Genomic DNA, 19,302 nt, shown 5'->3' on the forward strand with positions numbered 1-19,302 from the left:
ATTTCGGGAGACAGTCTGTTTTATTATGTAAAATCAAATGGAGATGGAGAGTATCTCTATGATATTTAAAGGTATATTTTGTGTAATGTTTGTCGAAAAATAGAGGTATTTGTTAACTTTGTGTATAATTATAATCATATAGAATACAAATAAAGGAGATTGTTATGGGAGTGTATTGGGGGACAAAAAGACATTCTTGGCTTAGTTATGTCTCATTTTGGTTAAGTATTTCATTTTTTATTGTTTTTCTAATTGAAGTGTTTATTTTACAAACACTTTCGAATAGCTCGGTGCAAATTGTTAAATACTTTTATTTTATACTTGTACCAGTAAACATTCTTCTTAGTTTAAAGTTACTATTTAAGAGGAATGAAAAAAAAGCATTACCTATTTTTAGTTTCATTGTATCGTTATTATTTACAATCTTAATAATAGTATTAGCATTAGCTGCTACAGGGAAATTCTTTTAAGAAGAGTGATATAAATCACTCTTCTTTTTTTCTTTTTTATTTGTGGCGTTCTTACTATCAAGGAAAAGATGGATCTATAAGCTAATAAAAAATGGGGGAGCAGAATTTTTCACATACTAAAGGTTAACGATATTTGAAACCTTTAGGAGAATATGGGTAATATACATAATGATGAGGATAGAATTAGGTGTTTTGTGTTGGTTGACGAAGCAAATGAATACGGTAAGAACGTTGATATATGGTACAATACATATGGATAGTGATAGAGATAAAGGGTATATAAAATACTCATCGTTTTTTAGTAAGAGAGGGGTTATCTTATGCTATACGAGGATTTGATGACATTATTTCAAGCAGCTCCAAAGGAAGAAGCTAGAGGCGGCTGGAAATATATAATCCAGGAACAAAATGATAAATATGAAATTGTTGATGAAATGTTGAAAAATGAAATGAGCGTTGAATTGTATTTTAATGAATATGATGAGGTGAAAATCACTTTATATAAAGATGGAATTCCTATTTCTACTATGCAAAGAATTGCGATTTCAAAAGTTGAATTAGACGAAGATGAAGAAGGCATTCAATTCGTTTTAGAGCGTATGCCTAGCCGAATGATTCGCTTGCAATTAAAGCCACATTTAGCTTTGGAAATGGGGCCGTATTGGGAAGTGTGTGATGATTGTGAATGAACATAAAAAAGCATCCAATAACATGGCTGCTTTTTTATGTTTTTTGAAGTTGTTTAAAAGCAATGATCGGAAGTAAGATGATGCTTACCCATCCGATTATAGGATATAGAATATGGAGTAATTCACTGTAACCGATGTAACTAAAGCAATAACTAATTAGTAAAATGAAAATAATAATATTGTTATTTTTCCATCCAGTGATAGATTGCATTTGTTTTGTCATTCCGAACACATTGCCAACTAAAGTTGTGAACACTTCACCAAAAATGATAAGAACAAAGAAAAAGTGAAAAGTTGCATTGAATTTTCTTATGACTTCAGCCATCGGGATGTTATATTGATAAAATTGGTCGACTGATAAGATAGCTAAATGGCTGCATAATAAAATTAAAGAAAGTCCTGCACCACCTAAAATACCGCCCCATAAAATGGCCTTTCGATCTTTTACTTCACTGGCTAATGGGACGAGAACACTTTGGGCGAGAGAAAGGTTTAAGGCGACATATGTAATAGGACTAGTAATCCACTTCATATTCCAGCTTTCTGCGGGAATAGTGTTACTAATAGGAGTTGTACTGTGAAAAAAGGTTGTAATAGCAAGTCCGATAATAAAAATCATCATAATAGGTACGACAAGTGTATTTACTTCAAAAACTCCTTGTAATCCGCGGCTACCTATGATGAGACAGGCGATCACTGTAATGAAAATACCAAGTTGTCTTGGTAAACGAAGCTGTTCTTCAAATACGGCTCCAGCTCCTGATAGCATAACACTCGTTACCCCAAATAATACAAGTAGTAATAATGTATTTACAACATTTCCGAATACATCCCCAAATAAATATTTGTTAAATTCTTGGGCTGAAAATGCACCGATTTGTGATGAGAGTAACATCATCTTCGTACCGAGCCAAATGAAAAAAAATCCACTTATACATATACCAATTGTTCCGTATAATCCGTTCACTGTAAAAAACTCAACAATCTCTCGTCCAGTAGCAAATCCAGCTCCAACGACAGTTCCGATATAAGTAGCAGCAACTTTCTTTGCTACTTGCCATTGTTGATTGTCCATATAACCCCTCTTTCTACTATGATGAGCTTGACTTACTATTATGCATATGTACGAGCTAGGTTAATTAGACATATGAAGTAGTTGAAAAAGTACATGAATGAAATGACATTAGGGAAGTATTATAGGTGTTAAAACTTTGTTACATATGAGCCGTTCGTTCGAAAGGATAGGAAAAGTATGGTAAAATGTAATAGGGTTATTAAAAGATAAGAGGAGTGGATTGTATGAGTACGAAAACAAATGTTGTTGAAGTATTAAACAAGCAGGTAGCGAACTGGAATGTGTTATATGTGAAACTACATAATTATCACTGGTATGTGACAGGACCACACTTCTTTACATTACATGAGAAATTTGAAGAGTTTTATAATGAAGCCGGAACGTATATTGATGAGTTAGCAGAACGTATTTTAGCGTTAGAAGGTAAACCTTTAGCGACAATGAAAGAATATCTTGCTATATCTAGTGTCAGCGAAGGGACAAGCAAAGAATCAGCAGAAGAAATGGTGCAAACATTAGTGAATGATTACTCTGCACTTATTCAAGAATTAAAAGAAGGTATGGAAGTTGCTGGTGAAGTAGGTGATGAAACATCAGCTGATATGCTATTAGCAATTCATACGACATTAGAACAACATGTGTGGATGTTAAGTGCGTTCTTAAAATAAAGATAAATATATAAAGAAAAAACCATTGGAAAATTCTTTTAATGGTTTTTTCTTTTGTAATTTTTCAGTTTTCTTTTATGCTATAATATAGTAAAAAGGAGGCGATGCAATGTTTCGTTTTTTTAGAACTGGAAAAGAAGAGCGGGAAATTACGAAAGATGAACTAGAACAAGCGATGGCTAAATTTCTAGAAACGAATGCTAATATCGTTTATACAGTATTAGTAAATGATGATTATACAGTAAACTATGATTTGTTAAAGCCGTATTTACCCGTATTTCCAACAAATGTTTTTCTTATTACGAAGGAAACGCTTGAGGTATTTGAACATACAGAAGAAAACTTAAACCTAGTTAAAGAAATTGATATCGTACAAAAGGCGGTAGATCAATACGTAACAGAAAAAGAAATGTTCCCAATTGTTGAAGATAGCGAAGATCGCCTCATATGCGGAGTTAAACTAGGACCTTATTTAAACCGTATATTAAAAAGAGACTTATATATTTCAGAAAAACATTATTTAGTTTCAAGTAAGCCAGATAAGAAAAAAAAGAATAGTGGGTAGACGTGATGAGAACAACAATACTATTATTGTTGTCTTTTTTTGTTAATTAAAATATTGATTTTTCAGTCTATTTAACTATATACTACAATTAGTGGATAGGAAGGAGTGGTGTATTATGCTTATGCATACATTAAATATTAAATATCATTCTGAAAATCAGGTATTATTAAGTTGAATTGTAGAATTTAATTACTTATACCGTGACCCTAGAATGATAGGAAGAGCAGGAAACAATTATTATAAAAGGTTACGGAGGAATTTTTATATGAAAAATAGTATTACTTATATTCAATTATTAAATGAAACGTTACGTTGTTATACAAATGAAGGAAGTTTTGAAGCATACACTTATATAATGGAACATGCTACAGATGTAGTAGGTAATGAGGCACAAATATATAATTTTAAGTATGCGCTCGCAAGTGCAGCAGGACTGGAAAAAGAAGCATTACATTTAATGAGAGAGGCCATTATAGACAATGGGTTTTGGTATGAAAATGAGTATTTACTTTCCGACGATGATTTAAAACCACTACATAAATTTGAAGAATTCCATACAATGGTTCAATTATGTAAAGAAAGAGAAGAATTAGCAAAGCAAACGGAACGAGCAGACGTGAAATATGTAGACAGCAAGAAAAAGGAGAATCTATTCATTGCAATGCACGGTGATCAAGAAAATATAGGAATAATAGAACCATATTGGAAATCTGTTTTGACACAAGATTATACGTTAGCTTTACCACAGTCTTCGCAAATTCAGTTTTCAGATGGGTTTGTTTGGGATGATATACATAGAGGGAAAGAAGAATTAGAAGGGCATTATGATAAGTTTATAGAAAATCATACAGTAGAAAATGTAATAATTGGTGGGTTTTCTGCTGGTGCTAGAGTAGCTTTATATACGATTTTACAAAAAGGTATAGCTGTGGATGGTTTTATTTTTATGGCGCCGTGGCTTCCAGAGATTGCAGAATGGAATGAGTTGTTGGGAGTATTGCAAGATAAACATATAAAGGGATATATAGTATGCGGTGATCAAGATGAAGATTGTTTCGAATGTACACAGCAATTTGTACAATTATTAAGGGATAACAACATAGAGCATAAGTATAAAGTTGTACCTAACTTAAATCATGATTATCCTAATCATTTTGATGAATTATTAAGAGAAGCTATTGAGTATATAGAAAGCGATAACAATAAGTAGTAAGAAAGGGAGATGCACCGTAGGTGATGTATCTCCCTTTTACTATTATAAATTAAAAGCATTTGCTAGTAAGCGATAAGATTGTAATTTATGTTCAAATTGATGAGTAATCGTGACAATCATAAATTCATCAGTATTGTACGCTTTACTTAAGTTTACGATTTGTTTTTTCACAGAAGATGGATCACCCACGATTATACGTTGGCGATTCTCTTTAATACGGAATAAATCATAAGCACTGTATGAATAATTTTGAGCAGTCTCGATAGAAGGTGTACCAGTCGTTCGTTTTCCTTGCTCTAGTAATAAGATTGATAAATCTAAACTAGAAGCAATTCTTTCCGCTTCCTCATTTGTTTCTCCGCATATAACAAAAATAGCGACAATTGATTTTGGTTTATCTCCTAAATAGGAAGGTTGGAATTGTTCTTGATAAGCCCTCATAACTTCCGGACCTCCGAAGCCATTAATAAATTGTGCAAATGCAAAAGAGGCTCCATTGTTTGCGGCAATTTTAGCACTTTCTCCGCTAGAACCGAGCATCCACATTTCAGGAGATGTTGGAATAACTGGAGTAGCCTTTAAATTTGCATAATGATGGTTTTCTGGTACTTGATCATGTAAGTACATGGCAACATCTGCAATTTGCTCTGGATATTGATCAAGTGAGACCATTTTTCCTTCTTGCAGTGCGCGAGTTGCTATGGGCATACCACCAGGTGCTCTACCAACACCGAGGTCGATACGATTTGGATAAAGAGCTTCTAAAACGCGGAAATTCTCCGCAACTTTATATGGGCTATAATGCGGTAACATAACACCACCCGAACCAACTCTAATCTGCTCCGTTTTCGCTGCGAGATGAGAAATAAGTATTTCTGGACTTGAACCAGCGAGGCTTATGGAATTATGGTGTTCGGATACCCAAAAACGTGTAAACCCGAGTTTTTCAACTTCTTGTGCAAGCGTAACTGTATGTGAAAAAGCTTCAATTGCTGTGCTACCATCTGAAATAGGTGATTGATCTAACACACTTAATTTGATCATAGAATATACCTCTCATTCTTAATGTACATCCTATTATATATTTACTTACGAAAAATGCGTAATGAAATGCTCAAAATGAAAAGTGGATACATTCTATATTCACTTTTAACGAGAGAACCCTCGCTCATAATGATTCATTTCGACTAGGTTTAAAATATATTCATAGTTGTCAATTTCACGTCTAATCTGTTCACGTTCTTTTGCAGATAGTTTCATATCGCTAAGTTTTTTACATAAGTTTTGTTTCTTTAATTCTAAATGCTTTTTTGTAGCATGGTAGTCGTAAGTATGTTTCATTTTTAACCACTCCTTCTTTGCAGTTGCTATATTATACGAAGTATGAAGAAAGGTGAGAGTTATTCCTTATGTACTTTTAGTGAATATTTCAATTGCTACGGTGTTATGTTTGTGGAGATTTATGAATAAAATGCACTAAACCACTAATGCCCATTTGGTGAAATGAGGGGTGGAATTGTGCAGAAAGATATAATGTATAACACTGCGATGGATGAAATGTTACAAGTTATAAATAAGGGATTGAAGAAGAAGGCACGTCCAAAACAAATTATTGTAGTAGGGGCTGGTATGGCTGGATTAGTTTCAGCATCTTTATTAAAGGATGCAGGACATGAAGTGAAGATCTTTGAAGCAAATAATCGCGTAGGTGGGCGCATAGAGACAGTTAGAATGGAAGATACCGGATTATATTTAGATGTTGGAGCGATGAGAATTCCGTATGCGCACACTTTAACGATGGCGTATATAAAAAGGTTTGGGTTACAGGTAAGCCCTTTTATTAATAGGAATGAGACAGATATCATTTACGTAAATGGTCGGAAAACGACATTACAGCAATACGAAAAAGATCCAAGTATATTAAAGTATCCTGTGGAAATGAATGAAGTCGGGAAAACGTCTGAGGAACTATTATTGTTAGCAGTACAACCCATTATAAATTTTATAAAAAAGAATCCAGAGAAAAATTGGGATGTTGTAGTAAAGGACTTTGGGAGATATTCTACAGGTCAATTTTTAAAATATCACCCTTATCAATATAATACTTACTTTTCACCAGTAACGATTGAGATGATTGGTGTTCTATTAGATTTAGAAGGATTTTTGGAAAGGTCATTCGTTGAGACGTTACGCTTTTTATACATTATGCAAGAGGAGAGCGGATTTTGTGAAATAGTAGGCGGGAATGATAGATTACCAAAGTCTTTTTTGCCACAATTAAAAGAAAATATTATATATAATCAAAAACTTATGAAGCTACATCAACACGATAACGGAGTGACAGCTTTCTATCGGGACGAGGAAACTTTTGAATATAGTAGTATAACAGGAGATTTAGTTATTGTTACCATTCCGTTTTCGACGATGCGTTTTGTGGAAGTAGATCCATTTGATTCTATATCTCATGAAAAATGGAAAGCAATTCGTGAATTACATTATATGCCTGCGACGAAAATAGGAATTCAATTTAAAAGTCGATTTTGGGAGGAACAGGGGCAATTAGGTGGCAGAATTATAACAGATTTGCCAATTCGTTACGCCTATTATCCAAGCCATGGAATTGGAGAGAAAGGACCTGCTATGATGTTAGGAAGTTATACATGGTCTTATGATGCATTGTTATGGGATGGGTTATCAAAGGGTGATCGAATTTATTACACATTACACAACTTAGCAACGATATTAGGTGGTCAAGTATATGATGAGTTCTTGTCTGGAATATCAAAAAGTTGGACGTTAGATCCATATGCACTTGGAGGATTTGCTCTTTTTCAAGCTGGTCAAGAATCTGAATTACAGCCAGTCATTGTAAAACCAGAGGGAAGAATATACTTTGCCGGCGATCATACAACGTTATATCACGGATGGATACAAGGTGCGATTGAATCTGGAGTTCGTGTTGCAGTAGAGGTGAATGAACAAAATGTTTAAAATTCAGAAATTTCTTTACTGTATAATTTGAGATGGATAGTATTATATATACAAAAGAATTATAGGGAGTGTTGACAGTGAATCCGTTATTATTTGATTTTCCTTCTGAATTTTATACTGAAAGGCTATTTATTCGAATGCCGAAACCCGGTGACGGTAAAGTGGTATATGATGCAATTCAAGCTTCAATGCAAGAATTAAAACCTTGGATGGTTTTTGCACAAAAAGAGCAAACAGCGGAAGAAATAGAAGAGAGTATTAGAAAATCACATATTCAATTTTTGCAGCGTGAGGATTTGAGATTGTTAGTTTTTTCGAAAGAAACAGGTGAATTTATTGCATCTAGCGGATTACATCGTATTAACTGGGATATACCTCAATTTGAAATCGGGTATTGGATTGATTCAAGGTTTAGTGGAAAGGGCTATATGGTAGAGGCTGCGAAAGGTATAACAGATTACGCTTTTTCTGAACTAAAAGCAAACCGCGTAGAAATTCGTTGTGATTCTCTAAATAAGAAGAGTAGAGCGATACCAGAGAAATTAGGCTTTAAATTAGAGGGTATTTTAGAAAGTGCCAGTGTTGCGGTAGAAAGCAACAGATTAAGGGATATGTGTGTGTTTGCAATGACGAGAAATACATATAAAAAAGAAGAGCTGTAAAAAAACAGCTCTTCTTTTTTATATTATGGTACGGGATGACCGTTAGAGCTTTCGAAAATTGTAAACCATTGTTGGCGATCTAAATTAACTTTTGTTGCCATCGCAGCCGTTTTTACTCGATCCAATTTGCCAGAGCCAACGATTGGCATCATATTAGCTGGATGAGCGAGTAACCATGCGTACATAACAGTATCGATGCTATTAACACCTAGCTCAGTTGCAACTTTTTGTAAAGTTTCACGTACACGTACGGTGCGTTCTGATTGACCAGTAAAGATTTCTCCACCAGCAAGAGGTGACCAAATCATTGGATTGATTCGTTTTTCTTGGCATAAATCAATTGTTCCTTTTTCAAAGTGCTCAAGCTGCATCGCAGATACTTCGATTTGATTTGTAATGAGCGGGAAATCCAAATAGGAACTTAACATATTAAACTGTGAAGGTAAAAAGTTAGATACACCGAAGTGACGGACTTTTCCTTCTTGCTTTAAGCGCGAGAACGCTTCTGCCACTTCATTTGGATCCATAAATGGATCAGGGCGATGGATCAGTAATACATCAATATAATCTGTATGTAAGTTTTGCAATGAATCCTCCGCGCTTTTTATAATATGTTCAGTACTTGTATTGTAGTGAGCAACATATCGCTCTGGAAATTTTGGTGATGGGGGAGCGATTCCACATTTTGTGACAATTTGCATATTTTCGCGTAAAGAAGGTTTGAGTTGTAATGCTTCTCCGAACAGTCCTTCACACGTATAACCGCCATAAATATCAGCGTGATCGAAAGTAGTAATCCCCATATCCATACAAGCTTCAATGAAAGAAAGTAACTCTTGCTTTGTCATATTCCATTCTGCTAAACGCCAAAAACCTTGAATAATACGAGAAAACTCTAGAGTTTCGGCCATTTGAACTCGTTCCATTATAAGTAACCCCCTGATGAATGATTATTATTTTGAAAAGGCTTTCTTACTACATATTATTATATAGTTTGAGGTACGTACAAACAATAAATATGTTTTGCTATAAAAACAATTTTTTCTATCATGCCTTTCGAGAGGGCTCCCACCTCTAAACGTAAGTGAAGGTGGTGAGGTGAATCGAAAGAAATATTTTATTTTCAAGAAAAACGGAAGCGTACGTTCTGTTTTTGCTATAATATCCTTAACAAGGAGGTGAATAAAATGACAAAGGAAAATCCATCAAACTATAAAACTCTTCAAATTTGGATTAAAAAAGGGCATCGTATGTATTCTTATTTTCAAGAATCTTGTCATAACGCTAAGAATATGTACAACACCACAAACTTTTATATACGCCAGGTGTACACTGGATTAACACAAGAAAAAGAGTTGCAGCCTTTGCAAAAAGAAGTTCTGGATAATATTCATAAAAATATTGGTAAGATGAATGACACACAACTTCTTGCCTATCAGAAGAAATTGGAAAAAGAGAAATTAAAGCCTAAAGAAGAACAGAAAGAGATTACATGTAATTTGTTTTCAGAACCTAATTTTGAAAAACCTTATGTAGATTACAACTTTCTAGATGCACTATTTAAGGCTATGATTCAAAATGATTATCGAGCTTTGCCTACGCAATGTAGCCAGTCAATCATGAAAGGTTTGTTCCAAAATTGGAAATCTTTTTTTGCTAGTTTAAAAGACTATAAAAAGAATCCAAACAAATATGCTGGAACGCCTAGGATTCCAAAGTATATTCGTTCTTCTGAAAAAGAGATTCTGTATACAAACCAAGATTGCATCATTAAAAACGGTAGATTTTTAAAGTTTCCAAAGACGAAATTGCAATTAAATATTGGGAAACTAGGTTTCACTGAAGGTAAACTGAAACAAGTTCGTGTGATTCCAAAATACAATGAATATATAGTGGAATTGGTAATTGATGTTCCTTCTGAACAACAAATTATTGAAGAGAATGCTAGTTATATGAGTATTGATTTAGGTATTGATAACCTTGCAACCATCGTAACAAACACAGGTATGAAACCTGTCCTTGTTAAGGGCAAACATGTCAAAAGCATAAATCAATATTACAACAAAATGAAGAGTCATTTTACAAGCATTCTTAGAAATGGAAAACAAACTAATGAAGGACCTTTTACTTCTAAAAGGATAGAAAAACTTCATCAAAAACGTTACTTGAAAATAAAAGACGTCTTCCATAAAGTTAGTCACCATATCGTAAAACTAGCTCAAGAAGAAGAAGTTTGTAAAATCGTTATTGGTCACAACAAAAGTTGGAAACAAGAAACGAATATGGGAAAAAGAAATAACCAATCGTTTTGTCATATTCCACATAGTTTACTGATTCAAATGATTACATACAAAGCAAATGCTGTAGGCATTCAAGTTGTTGTAACTGAAGAATCATATACATCGAAAGCAAGTTTTCTGGATAACGACTTCATTCCAACGTATAGAGAAAATGACCAAAATACAACTTTTTCAGGAAAACGAATAAAGCGCGGCATATATCGTTCAGCAAATAAAACTTTAATTAATGCAGATGTAAATGCTGCGGCTAACATTTTACGAAAAGTAATCCCAAATGCATGGACAAATGGGATAGAGGGGTTAGGCGTGAAACAGCTCGCTAATGTGTTAACTCCCCTGACGTTAATCGTCCGTTAGGTCGAAACGTTAGAAACCCCCACTTCAAGCTTTGCTAAGTGGGGGAGTGTTCATATGTTATAATGTGAAAACATATAGCTAGAAGGAGAGGACGAAATGATTCCAGTAACAATATTAACTGGTTTTCTTGGATCAGGGAAAACGACATTATTAAATCGTATTTTATCAGAGAATCACGGTCAGAAAATAGCAGTGATTGTAAATGAAATAGGACAAATCGGTATTGATAATCAGTTGATTATGAATGTTGAAGAAGAAATTATGGAAATGACAAACGGCTGTTTATGCTGTACTGTACGTGAAGATTTACTTGTTGCGTTAAAACAATTACTGGACGTAAAAGCAGAAGGGAAGATGGACTTTGATGGCTTAGTAATTGAAACGACAGGTCTTGCAAATCCAGGTCCGATTATTCAAACATTCTTTTTAGATCCTGTTATTCAATCTGCATACCAAATTAACGGTGTTGTAACAGTAGTAGATAGTTACCATATACATAAACACTTTGCAAAAGGATTAGAAGCAAAAGAACAAATTGCATTTGCTGATGTCGTTCTAGTAAATAAATTAGATTTAGTGGATGAAAGTGAAAAGGTAAATCTATTGCAGGAACTGCAAGGTATTAACCCAACTGCAAAGTTAATCGAGGCGACTAACTGTGAGGTGGATATTCCATCGTTACTACAAATTCAAACGTTTAAAACGAAAGATACGTTACAAATATACCCTCATAAAGAACATAACCATCTAGAAGGAGTAAAATCATTTGTATTACGTGAAGAGCGCCCATTAGATTTGCAAAAACTGAATGAGTGGATGTCAGCTGTTGTTCAAGAACTAGGGGAATATTTATATCGTTACAAAGGAATTTTATCGATTGATGGAGTAGATAAACGCATCGTTTTCCAAGGTGTACATACACTGTTTGCTGCTTCGTACGATAGAGAGTGGCAAGAAGGCGAAGAGCGAGTAAGTGAAGTCGTTTTCATCGGTAAAGATATCAATAAAGAATGGTTCCAAGAATATTTTAAGGAATGTGTGAAATAAGTCTGCGTATATTGCAGACTTATTTTTTTGACTTAACTAAGTACTTTGTAGAAAAATGCTAGATTGTAAAAAACGAAGGATTATAAAAAGCCTGTTTTCACAGGCTTGTATTTTCATCTAAAAGTAATTCCATGACTTCACCTACAACTGGACCCTCATCATCAATATCGCCGTTTAAACGAAAACCAAATGACTCATATAGTCCCATTGCAAGTTTGTTGTCTGGATGTAAACTTAAATAAATTATATTACATTCAAATTTTTCTTGTAAGAATTGAATGAGTAAGCGAAGGAAACGTTTTGCGTATCCTTTTCCTTGATATTGTTGATCAATCATAAAGCGATCTAGCCAAACACTTTTACGCTCTTTCCAATACCATCCATACATTGCATAGCCAACAAGTGTTTCTCCATCATATAAACCTATTGACGTTCCGTTTCCTTCATATAATGATTCTGCTAAAGAAAACGCATTACTTTCAATAAATTGCTGCTGGTCTTTTGCGACGTTTAAAGCAACTACTGAACGCCAATTTTTTGCTGTTACTTCACAAATGTGAAGATTCATAATTCCAACTCACCTTCTAAATTAATATAGCTTAAAAGCTAATATGGATAATTTTACTTGTTAATTCAGTCTAGTCAAGCAGAAGAACATAAAAAGTCGGCTAAATGACATATTTAGCCGACTAGAAAATATAATTGGTTAGTTTGTCGCTTCTTTTAATGTATTTACGTTTTCTTCCATTAAAGTGAAGTAATCTTTATTGTTTTTCGCATCGTCTTCAGAAATAGTAGCAAGATGATTTAAGCGTAAGACTGTTGTACCGGTCTCTTTTTGAATAACTGATGCTACTTTTGGAGTAGAGAATGTTTCAAATAAAATATATTTTAAATTATGTTCTTTTACTGTTTTTGTAATGTCAGCAAGCTGTTTTTGAGATGGTTCATCAGATGCTGAAATTCCAGCGATTGGGATTTGTTTTAAACCGTATCGTTGTTCCCAGTAGCCATAAGCTGCATGTGAAACTAATATTTCTTTCGTTTTTGCGTTTGCAACGACAGCTTTAAATTGATCATCTAAATCAGTAAATTTTGTTTGTAGTGCTGCAAAGTTTTTTTCGAACTCTTTTTTATGTTCCGGTTGTAATTCTACAAGTGCATTTTTAATTTTTTCTGCTTGTTTCATCGCAAGAGTAGGATCTATCCAAACGTGTGGATCTTTATCGTGATGATGTTCATCTTCTTTATGACCGTCTCCATGATCATGCTGCTCTTCTTCAGATGAGGCACGCAGTTCGATATCTTTAGATGCATTTACAATTTTTACGTTTTCTTTTTTTAATGATTTTTCCATTTTTTCGGCAAATGGTTCTAATTCTGCGCCGTTATAAACAAATAAATCGGCTTTTGCAACTTGTACTGTTTGTTTTTGACTTGGTTCAAATGTATGTGAATCTGCACCGGGTGGGTAAATTGCTTCAACTGTTACATAGTCGCCACCAATTTTTTTTGCGAAATCAGCAAGAGGGAAGATGGTTGTATAAACAGTTAGCTTTCCATCTTTCTTGGCAGTACTTTCTTTTTTATTTGAGCAGCCAGTAAACATTAAAGTGAAAATAAGTAAGAATGAAAATATAGTCAATCTCTTAGGCATGAAGTTCTCCTCTTTTCTTTTATACGGATATATTTTCCCCAATTATAGAAGAAAAATATCATTTTAATACAAAACGGAATAATTACGTTTTAGTTTGCGAACTTAGTATAATACATCTTTCATAAAGTTGCAATAAATAATAATCATTCCGATTTGATTTTGTTATAAAGTTGTCAAATATAGATGTATTATTTTTGCTAATGCATGCATATGTGACAACGCTGCGTTCATATATTTGAAAGGAGGGCGTGGAGGGGGATGAGTGTTTGGGATATATAACGGAAGCTATATTATTGATATTAGCGGTAGTATTCCCATTAGCTTTAGTTTTAATTTTTTTAAGAAGATTAATAAGTAATTTAGGGAATGCATCAACAATAACGAAATTGCCAGAGAAAGATGAGAAAAATGAGTAAGTAAAGCACTATGCGTACGCATAGTGCTTTACTTATGGTAAAATGGAAGAACGGAAACTCCTGTTAGTGGCGATTAGCAATAGGAGAGAATAGTAAATAAAGAGGTATACACATATATGAATAAGCGAACAGCGTTAGTACTTGGTGCAAGTGGCTTAGTTGGACAAGAGATAACGCGTCTATTACTTGAATCAGATTACTACGATTCGGTTACTATTTTTGTAAGAGAAACAATGCAATGGCAGCATGAAAAGTTACAGCAAAAGCAAGTAGATTTTTCTGTACTAGAGGAATATAAAGAGTTTTTTGCTGTAGATGATGTTTTTAGTTGCCTAGGAACAACAATAAAAAAAGCAAAAACAAAGGCGAATTTCAAAAAAGTAGATTATGAATATACGTTACGAGCAGCTTGTCTAGCTGAAAAACAAGGGGTTCAAAATTTCCTTGTTGTGTCTTCTATGGGAGCAAATCCTAAATCATTTTTCTTTTATTCACAAGTGAAAGGCAAAATGGAAGAGGAACTGCAAAAATTAGTGATCGGTGGTATTCACATTTTTAGGCCATCTTTATTAGTAGGGAATCGACAAGAATTTCGTTTTGGTGAACGAATGGCTGAAAAATTATCTCGTATTATTCCTTTTATCTTTAAAGGGGCTTTCAAAAAGTATAAACCAATTTCGGCTAAAGATGTGGCGAAAGGGATGTATATAACCGCGCTGCGAGAAGAATCGGGTATTCATATGTATAATTCAAATGAAATTACATCGATAAAATAAATGAAACCGAGAAGAATGACTTCTCGGTTTTATTTATCCGTACTGATTTTCCCTGGAGCTCGCTCGTATTGATACGGTTCTTGTAATTCAAAACCAAGTTCATTGGCTGCTATTCTTGGGAAGTATGGATTGCGAAGTAACTCACGTCCGATAAAAATTAAATCTGCCTCGCTATTATTTAAAATTTGCTCCGCCTGTGCCCTGGTCGTAATCAATCCAACTGCACCTGTTGCAATGTTAGCATGCTCCTTAATATGTTTAGCATATTGTACTTGATATCCGGGATACACATCAATGCGTGCTGGTACAACAGCGCCAGAACTACAATCAATTAAATCTACCCCTTGTTCTTTCATCCATCTTGTATACTGAACGTAATCTTGAACTGTTAACCCGTCAGGATGATAATCATTTGCTGAAATACGAACAAATAACGGTTCGTTCCAAACTTCATTTACAGAGTCAATGATTTCACGTAAGAAACGATAGCGATTTTCAGATGAACCTCCATATTCATCAGTCCGCTTATTGGAAAGTGGAGAAAGAAACTCGTTAATAAGGTAACCGTGAGCGCCGTGTAATTCAATAACATCAAAACCTGCTTGTTTTGAACGCAGTGCAGCCTTTCGAAAAGCTAATACGGTGTCTTTAATTTGCTGTATACTCATTTCTACTGGTATTTTCATTGTTTCATTAAACGGAATTGCTGAAGGTGCTAACGCATCTGTTGCTAATTCAGCTTTTCTTCCAGCGTGAGCGAGTTGAATGGCGGCTTTTGCACCATTATCATGTATAAATGTTGTCGTTTTATGTAAGCCTTCAATTAGGCTATCATCCCATATACCTAAGTCTTTGTTAGAAATTCGTCCTTCTTGTAATACAGCTGTTGCTTCAATCATCACTAAACCGACTTGACCGGCAGCTCTTGTTCCATAATGAATGAGATGAAAATTAGTTACTTGGCCATCCTCATTTTCTGAAGAATACATGCACATAGGCGACATGACGATACGGTTTTTTAGTGTAACATTCTTAATTGTATAGGGTGAAAAAAGTTTGGAATGCATCAAATAGCCTCCTTGATTTAATTTTCTTACATTTTACCATTCTCTTTTTTGTTTCCCTAATAAAACGCTTATACGAAAAATTTTGTCTATTCGTGTTACAATAATTAATATGAATTGAATTGGAGGATGACATATGTACCAGGCTTATTATGAAAGTGAATTAGGCTTGCTAGAAATTACAGCGAACGATAAAGGAATTACGTCTGTTATATTTGTTGATGAGAGACAAGAAGAACATAAAAATGAAATGATAGATCAATGTATAAATGAGTTGGATGAATATTTTAAAGGGAAAAGAAAAGAGTTTACGGTCCCACTGTCTGCTAAGGGAACACCATTCCAAAAAAATGTATGGGATGCGCTCTATACTATTCCTTATGGCGTAAGTGCTTCATATTTAGATATTGCGGAGAAAGTTGGAAATACGAAAGCTGTACGAGCGATAGGAGGAGCAAATAGTCGTAATCCCATTTCAATTATCGTTCCGTGTCATCGTGTAATAGGGAAAAGCGGAAAGCTTGTTGGGTATGCGGGTGGTTTATGGAGGAAAGAGTGGTTGTTAAAACACGAAGGGATTTGGAAATGAAGTATGGATGGAAAGAGGGATTGTTTTGGAATGTATAAATTGTGGACAACCTTGCGCGGATGGCCAGTTAAATTGTGCAAGGTGTCAGAGTAACTTACATAATGAACAAGATGAAGGAAGCTCGCTAATAGATAAAGAATTAGAAGTATATGTAGGGGGGCAGTCCCCGTATTATAAAAGAAAATGGGAGCTTGAAAATAAGCGGATTGCTAGGTGGAGCTGGAATGGTTGGGCTGCTATTTTCAATGTGGGTTGGCTTGGATATCGTAAGCATTATGTTCCTGCTGCGTTGTTTTTACTATTATTAGTAGTATGTGATGCATTTTCATATTATATGGGGTTTAATGTAGCATTACCAATCATTAATATGGTACCTCTTACATTTTTATTACTCATATTTATTCTATTTGGGATGGGGATTTTTGCGAATGGACTATATTATCAATTTGCAGAAAGGCGTATATATAGAATAAAAGCACGGGGAATAAAAGATGAATCGGTTGAAAAATATCTCATTCGTGATAGTGGCGGCACAAGTAAAATGGGAGCGACAATCGTTACTATGTTAGCAGTTGCTACTATTTTCTTTAGCCATTTCTTTTTTCCAACTGATCGAGATATTATTCAAAAGGTTCGTACAAACTCGCTTTATGAATATCCATTCTTTTCAATTGGTGAATCATTTGAAAATTATTTTCAAAAACCAGAGTGGATATATTATCGCGGGACGGAAGGGCTAGAATTAGTAGAATTCCAAGGGTATAGCCCTGGGATGCCAAAACAGCAGGTGATAATTCAATTTGTTGTTGATTATAAATTAGGTGAAGTTGAGCCATACTCACTTTCAATTAATGGCGAATCTAAAAATGAAGAAGAGTTTTTGAAGATGATGGACGATATATTTAAGGTTCAAAACCCATTTGACATTGAGGATGGATTACAAGTGAATGTTATACAAAAAAAGCGGATGGAAAGTGATTTCTGTCTGCTTTTTGTATTTTTTATTAAAATAAATATTTAAAATAATCAGAATCTTTTGTATAATGAAGTGTATTATACAGGCTTTAACTTATACATATAGATTGGGGGAAGGAAGAATGAAGAAAAAGACAACAACAATTGCTGCACTTGCGTTATCAACTAGTGTATTGGTTGCTGGGTGTGGAACTGGGGAGAAGGCTTCGACAACGAAGAAAGAATCAGATAAGGGAGTGGCAAATAAGCAAGTATTAAATTTACTAGAAACAGCTGAAATTCCTTCAATGGATACATCTAAATCAACAGATTCTGTATCTTTCCGTGTATTTGTAAATGCAATGGAAGGGTTATATCGTCTAGATAAAGATAATAAACCAACGCCAGGTATGGCAAAAGATGTGAAGATTAGTGAAGATAAAAAGACATATACATTTGAATTACGTGATGCAAAGTGGTCCAATGGTGATCCAGTTCGAGCACAAGATTTCGTATATGCTTGGCAACGTACATTAGATAAAGCGATAGCTGCTGAATATGCATTCATTTTATTTGATGTGAAAAATGCACAGAAAGTAAATACAGGGGAATTACCGTCAGATCAATTAGGTGTTAAAGCGAAGGATGATAAAACATTGGTAGTAGAATTAGAACAACCAGCACCTTATTTCCTTGAGCTTACGTCCTTCCCTACATTTTTCCCATTAAATGAAAAGTATGTAAAAGAACAAGGGGATAAATACGGATTAGAGGCAGATAAATTATTGTACAATGGACCATTTACAATGAGTGAATGGAAACATGAACAAAGTTACCAGTTAAAGAAAAACCCAAATTATTGGGATAAAGAGGCTGTAAAGTTACAAGAAATTAATGTAAGTATCGTGAAGGAAACGAGCACTGGAGTAAATTTATATGACAGTGATCAAGCAGACCGTGTTATTTTAAGTTCTGAGTTTGTTGATAAATATAAAAAGAATAAACCAGATGAATTTAAAACGAAGCTAGACCCACGTATGTATTTCTTACGTTTTAATCAAAAAAATGCAACATTTAAAAACCAAAAGGTTCGTGAAGCGATTGATTTAGCGTACGATAAAAAAGGAATTGCTGATGTTATTTTAAATGACGGTTCATTACCAGCATATTTCCTAGTACCTGAGAAATTTACGACAGGTCCGGATGGAAAAGACTTCCGCTCTGTAAATAAAAACTTCCGTGATAGTAAAGATAATGCAGCGAAAGCAAAAAAACTATGGGAAGAAGCGAAGAAAGAGCTTGGTCAAGATACAATTACAGTAGAGTTACTAAATGATGATAACGGTAGTCGTAAAAAAGTGGGCGACTTTATTAAAGCAGAACTTGAGAAAAACTTACCTGGTATTAAAGTGAATTTGAAACAACAACCATATAAGCAGAAATTAGATTTAGAAAAGAAATTTGAATATGAATTCTCATTATCTGCATGGAGTCCAGATTATCCAGATCCAATGACTTATATTGATATGTTCGTGACAGGAAGTTCGTTTAATGAAATGGATTATTCAAATCCAAAGTATGATGATTTAGTAGCGAAATCTAAAGGAGAACTATTAAAAGATGACGCAGCACGCTGGAAAGCACTTGCGGAAGCTGAAAAAATCTTAATTGGTCAAGATGCTGCTATTTCTCCTGCGTACCAACAAAGTACAGCTTATTTAGAGAAACCTTACGTAAAAGGTATTGCAAATCATACGTTTGGTGGGGACTTTAGTTATAAATGGGCATATATTACAAAAAAATAGTATA

General features: G+C 34.3%; 21 protein-coding genes. 14 read left to right on the forward strand and 7 right to left on the reverse strand.

Annotated elements, in window-relative coordinates; translation table 11 throughout:
- Positions 1-164: 164 nt before the first annotated feature.
- On the forward strand, positions 165-470 hold the full coding sequence (locus tag COE49_RS10060) for a hypothetical protein (RefSeq protein ID WP_088230535.1): 306 nt from the start codon (positions 165-167) through the stop codon (positions 468-470).
- A 320-nt stretch (positions 471-790) separates the two neighbouring features.
- Positions 791-1,159, forward strand: a complete 369-nt coding sequence (locus tag COE49_RS10065; protein ID WP_088230534.1) for a DUF3979 family protein — start codon at positions 791-793, stop codon at positions 1,157-1,159.
- 34 nt (positions 1,160-1,193) lie between these two features.
- Here the strand turns inward: COE49_RS10065 and COE49_RS10070 are convergent, their stop codons facing one another.
- Positions 1,194-2,234, reverse strand: a complete 1,041-nt coding sequence (locus tag COE49_RS10070) for a YkvI family membrane protein (protein WP_088230533.1) — start codon at positions 2,232-2,234, stop codon at positions 1,194-1,196.
- A gap of 224 nt (positions 2,235-2,458) precedes the next feature.
- Here COE49_RS10070 and COE49_RS10075 point away from each other — a divergent pair, with 224 nt between their 5' ends.
- The 3 genes from COE49_RS10075 to COE49_RS10085 all read left to right on the forward strand — a co-directional run bounded on the left by COE49_RS10075 (position 2,459) and on the right by COE49_RS10085 (position 4,677).
- On the forward strand, positions 2,459-2,902 hold the full coding sequence (locus COE49_RS10075; protein WP_088230532.1) for a Dps family protein: 444 nt from the start codon (positions 2,459-2,461) through the stop codon (positions 2,900-2,902).
- A gap of 109 nt (positions 2,903-3,011) precedes the next feature.
- A complete protein-coding gene (locus tag COE49_RS10080) occupies positions 3,012-3,467 on the forward strand; it encodes a DUF3939 domain-containing protein (RefSeq protein WP_088230531.1) in 456 nt (151 codons plus the stop codon).
- Positions 3,468-3,732: 265 nt separating this feature from the next.
- A complete protein-coding gene (locus COE49_RS10085) occupies positions 3,733-4,677 on the forward strand; it encodes an alpha/beta hydrolase (RefSeq protein WP_088230530.1) in 945 nt (314 codons plus the stop codon).
- Positions 4,678-4,722: 45 nt separating this feature from the next.
- Here the strand turns inward: COE49_RS10085 and COE49_RS10090 are convergent, their stop codons facing one another.
- Together COE49_RS10090 and COE49_RS10095 are read right to left on the reverse strand one after the other, a co-directional pair.
- Positions 4,723-5,724 (reverse strand): LLM class flavin-dependent oxidoreductase, encoded by a 1,002-nt coding sequence (locus COE49_RS10090; RefSeq protein WP_088230529.1) that lies wholly within the window; start codon positions 5,722-5,724, stop codon positions 4,723-4,725.
- 105 nt (positions 5,725-5,829) lie between these two features.
- A complete protein-coding gene (locus COE49_RS10095; protein ID WP_088230528.1) occupies positions 5,830-6,021 on the reverse strand; it encodes a DUF3896 family protein in 192 nt (63 codons plus the stop codon).
- 177 nt (positions 6,022-6,198) lie between these two features.
- Between COE49_RS10095 and COE49_RS10100 the strand changes: the two genes are divergently transcribed.
- Both COE49_RS10100 and COE49_RS10105 read left to right on the forward strand, forming a co-directional pair.
- The gene (locus tag COE49_RS10100) at positions 6,199-7,671 is read left to right on the forward strand and encodes a flavin monoamine oxidase family protein (RefSeq protein ID WP_098252255.1); all 1,473 of its coding nucleotides are present in this window, start codon (positions 6,199-6,201) and stop codon (positions 7,669-7,671) included.
- A 77-nt stretch (positions 7,672-7,748) separates the two neighbouring features.
- Positions 7,749-8,333, forward strand: a complete 585-nt coding sequence (locus tag COE49_RS10105) for a GNAT family N-acetyltransferase (protein ID WP_098945896.1) — start codon at positions 7,749-7,751, stop codon at positions 8,331-8,333.
- Positions 8,334-8,356: 23 nt separating this feature from the next.
- On the opposite strand, the gene COE49_RS10110 is transcribed toward COE49_RS10105, so the two are convergent.
- A complete protein-coding gene (locus COE49_RS10110; RefSeq protein ID WP_088230526.1) occupies positions 8,357-9,259 on the reverse strand; it encodes an aldo/keto reductase in 903 nt (300 codons plus the stop codon).
- Positions 9,260-9,520: 261 nt separating this feature from the next.
- On the opposite strand from COE49_RS10110, the gene COE49_RS10115 reads away from it, so the two are divergent.
- Positions 9,521-10,990: an RNA-guided endonuclease InsQ/TnpB family protein gene (locus COE49_RS10115; RefSeq protein ID WP_098840898.1), complete on the forward strand. Its 1,470-nt coding sequence runs from the start codon at positions 9,521-9,523 to the stop codon at positions 10,988-10,990.
- A gap of 96 nt (positions 10,991-11,086) precedes the next feature.
- Positions 11,087-12,037, forward strand: coding sequence for a CobW family GTP-binding protein (locus tag COE49_RS10120; RefSeq protein WP_088230524.1), 951 nt, complete (start codon positions 11,087-11,089; stop codon positions 12,035-12,037).
- Between the two features lie 97 nt (positions 12,038-12,134).
- On the opposite strand, the gene COE49_RS10125 is transcribed toward COE49_RS10120, so the two are convergent.
- Both COE49_RS10125 and COE49_RS10130 read right to left on the reverse strand, forming a co-directional pair.
- On the reverse strand, positions 12,135-12,605 hold the full coding sequence (locus COE49_RS10125) for a GNAT family N-acetyltransferase (protein ID WP_088230523.1): 471 nt from the start codon (positions 12,603-12,605) through the stop codon (positions 12,135-12,137).
- A gap of 138 nt (positions 12,606-12,743) precedes the next feature.
- A complete protein-coding gene (locus COE49_RS10130) occupies positions 12,744-13,694 on the reverse strand; it encodes a metal ABC transporter substrate-binding protein (RefSeq protein WP_088230522.1) in 951 nt (316 codons plus the stop codon).
- 266 nt (positions 13,695-13,960) lie between these two features.
- Here COE49_RS10130 and COE49_RS27615 point away from each other — a divergent pair, with 266 nt between their 5' ends.
- Together COE49_RS27615 and COE49_RS10140 are read left to right on the forward strand one after the other, a co-directional pair.
- A complete protein-coding gene (locus COE49_RS27615) occupies positions 13,961-14,110 on the forward strand; it encodes a hypothetical protein (RefSeq protein WP_088230521.1) in 150 nt (49 codons plus the stop codon).
- Between the two features lie 116 nt (positions 14,111-14,226).
- On the forward strand, positions 14,227-14,886 hold the full coding sequence (locus COE49_RS10140; RefSeq protein ID WP_088230520.1) for an oxidoreductase: 660 nt from the start codon (positions 14,227-14,229) through the stop codon (positions 14,884-14,886).
- A gap of 29 nt (positions 14,887-14,915) precedes the next feature.
- Here COE49_RS10140 and namA read toward each other — a convergent pair whose 3' ends face one another.
- Entirely contained in the window at positions 14,916-15,953 is a 1,038-nt protein-coding gene (namA, locus tag COE49_RS10145; protein WP_098945897.1) for an NADPH dehydrogenase NamA, read from the reverse strand.
- Between the two features lie 133 nt (positions 15,954-16,086).
- Here namA and COE49_RS10150 point away from each other — a divergent pair, with 133 nt between their 5' ends.
- The 3 genes from COE49_RS10150 (at position 16,087) to COE49_RS10160 (ending at position 19,298) form a co-directional block, all read left to right on the forward strand.
- Positions 16,087-16,539 carry a methylated-DNA--[protein]-cysteine S-methyltransferase gene (locus COE49_RS10150; protein ID WP_088230518.1) on the forward strand — a complete coding sequence of 151 codons (453 nt, stop codon included), beginning with the start codon at positions 16,087-16,089 and terminating at the stop codon, positions 16,537-16,539.
- 25 nt (positions 16,540-16,564) lie between these two features.
- Complete coding sequence (locus COE49_RS10155; RefSeq protein WP_140417342.1) at positions 16,565-17,560, forward strand: DUF2628 domain-containing protein; 996 nt, start codon at positions 16,565-16,567, stop codon at positions 17,558-17,560.
- Between the two features lie 76 nt (positions 17,561-17,636).
- Positions 17,637-19,298 (forward strand): peptide ABC transporter substrate-binding protein, encoded by a 1,662-nt coding sequence (locus COE49_RS10160; RefSeq protein WP_088230516.1) that lies wholly within the window; start codon positions 17,637-17,639, stop codon positions 19,296-19,298.
- Positions 19,299-19,302 lie beyond the last annotated feature (4 nt).

Source organism: Bacillus sp. AFS029637 (genome assembly GCF_002584985.1).
Taxonomy (GTDB): Bacteria; Bacillota; Bacilli; order Bacillales; family Bacillaceae_G; genus Bacillus_A.

Bases quoted from the DNA above. Each gene is read 5' to 3' on its own strand.
- COE49_RS10060 (WP_088230535.1), top strand. From the start codon at position 165: ATGGGAGTGTATTGGGGGACAAAAAGACATTCTTGGCTTAGTTATGTC.
- COE49_RS10065 (WP_088230534.1), top strand. From the start codon at position 791: ATGCTATACGAGGATTTGATGACATTATTTCAAGCAGCTCCAAAGGAA.
- COE49_RS10070 (WP_088230533.1), bottom strand. From the start codon at position 2,234: ATGGACAATCAACAATGGCAAGTAGCAAAGAAAGTTGCTGCTACTTAT.
- COE49_RS10075 (WP_088230532.1), top strand. From the start codon at position 2,459: ATGAGTACGAAAACAAATGTTGTTGAAGTATTAAACAAGCAGGTAGCG.
- COE49_RS10080 (WP_088230531.1), top strand. From the start codon at position 3,012: ATGTTTCGTTTTTTTAGAACTGGAAAAGAAGAGCGGGAAATTACGAAA.
- COE49_RS10085 (WP_088230530.1), top strand. From the start codon at position 3,733: ATGAAAAATAGTATTACTTATATTCAATTATTAAATGAAACGTTACGT.
- COE49_RS10090 (WP_088230529.1), bottom strand. From the start codon at position 5,724: ATGATCAAATTAAGTGTGTTAGATCAATCACCTATTTCAGATGGTAGC.
- COE49_RS10095 (WP_088230528.1), bottom strand. From the start codon at position 6,021: ATGAAACATACTTACGACTACCATGCTACAAAAAAGCATTTAGAATTA.
- COE49_RS10110 (WP_088230526.1), bottom strand. From the start codon at position 9,259: ATGGAACGAGTTCAAATGGCCGAAACTCTAGAGTTTTCTCGTATTATT.
- COE49_RS10115 (WP_098840898.1), top strand. From the start codon at position 9,521: ATGACAAAGGAAAATCCATCAAACTATAAAACTCTTCAAATTTGGATT.
- COE49_RS10120 (WP_088230524.1), top strand. From the start codon at position 11,087: ATGATTCCAGTAACAATATTAACTGGTTTTCTTGGATCAGGGAAAACG.
- COE49_RS10125 (WP_088230523.1), bottom strand. From the start codon at position 12,605: ATGAATCTTCACATTTGTGAAGTAACAGCAAAAAATTGGCGTTCAGTA.
- COE49_RS10130 (WP_088230522.1), bottom strand. From the start codon at position 13,694: ATGCCTAAGAGATTGACTATATTTTCATTCTTACTTATTTTCACTTTA.
- COE49_RS10140 (WP_088230520.1), top strand. From the start codon at position 14,227: ATGAATAAGCGAACAGCGTTAGTACTTGGTGCAAGTGGCTTAGTTGGA.
- namA (WP_098945897.1), bottom strand. From the start codon at position 15,953: ATGCATTCCAAACTTTTTTCACCCTATACAATTAAGAATGTTACACTA.
- COE49_RS10150 (WP_088230518.1), top strand. From the start codon at position 16,087: ATGTACCAGGCTTATTATGAAAGTGAATTAGGCTTGCTAGAAATTACA.
- COE49_RS10160 (WP_088230516.1), top strand. From the start codon at position 17,637: ATGAAGAAAAAGACAACAACAATTGCTGCACTTGCGTTATCAACTAGT.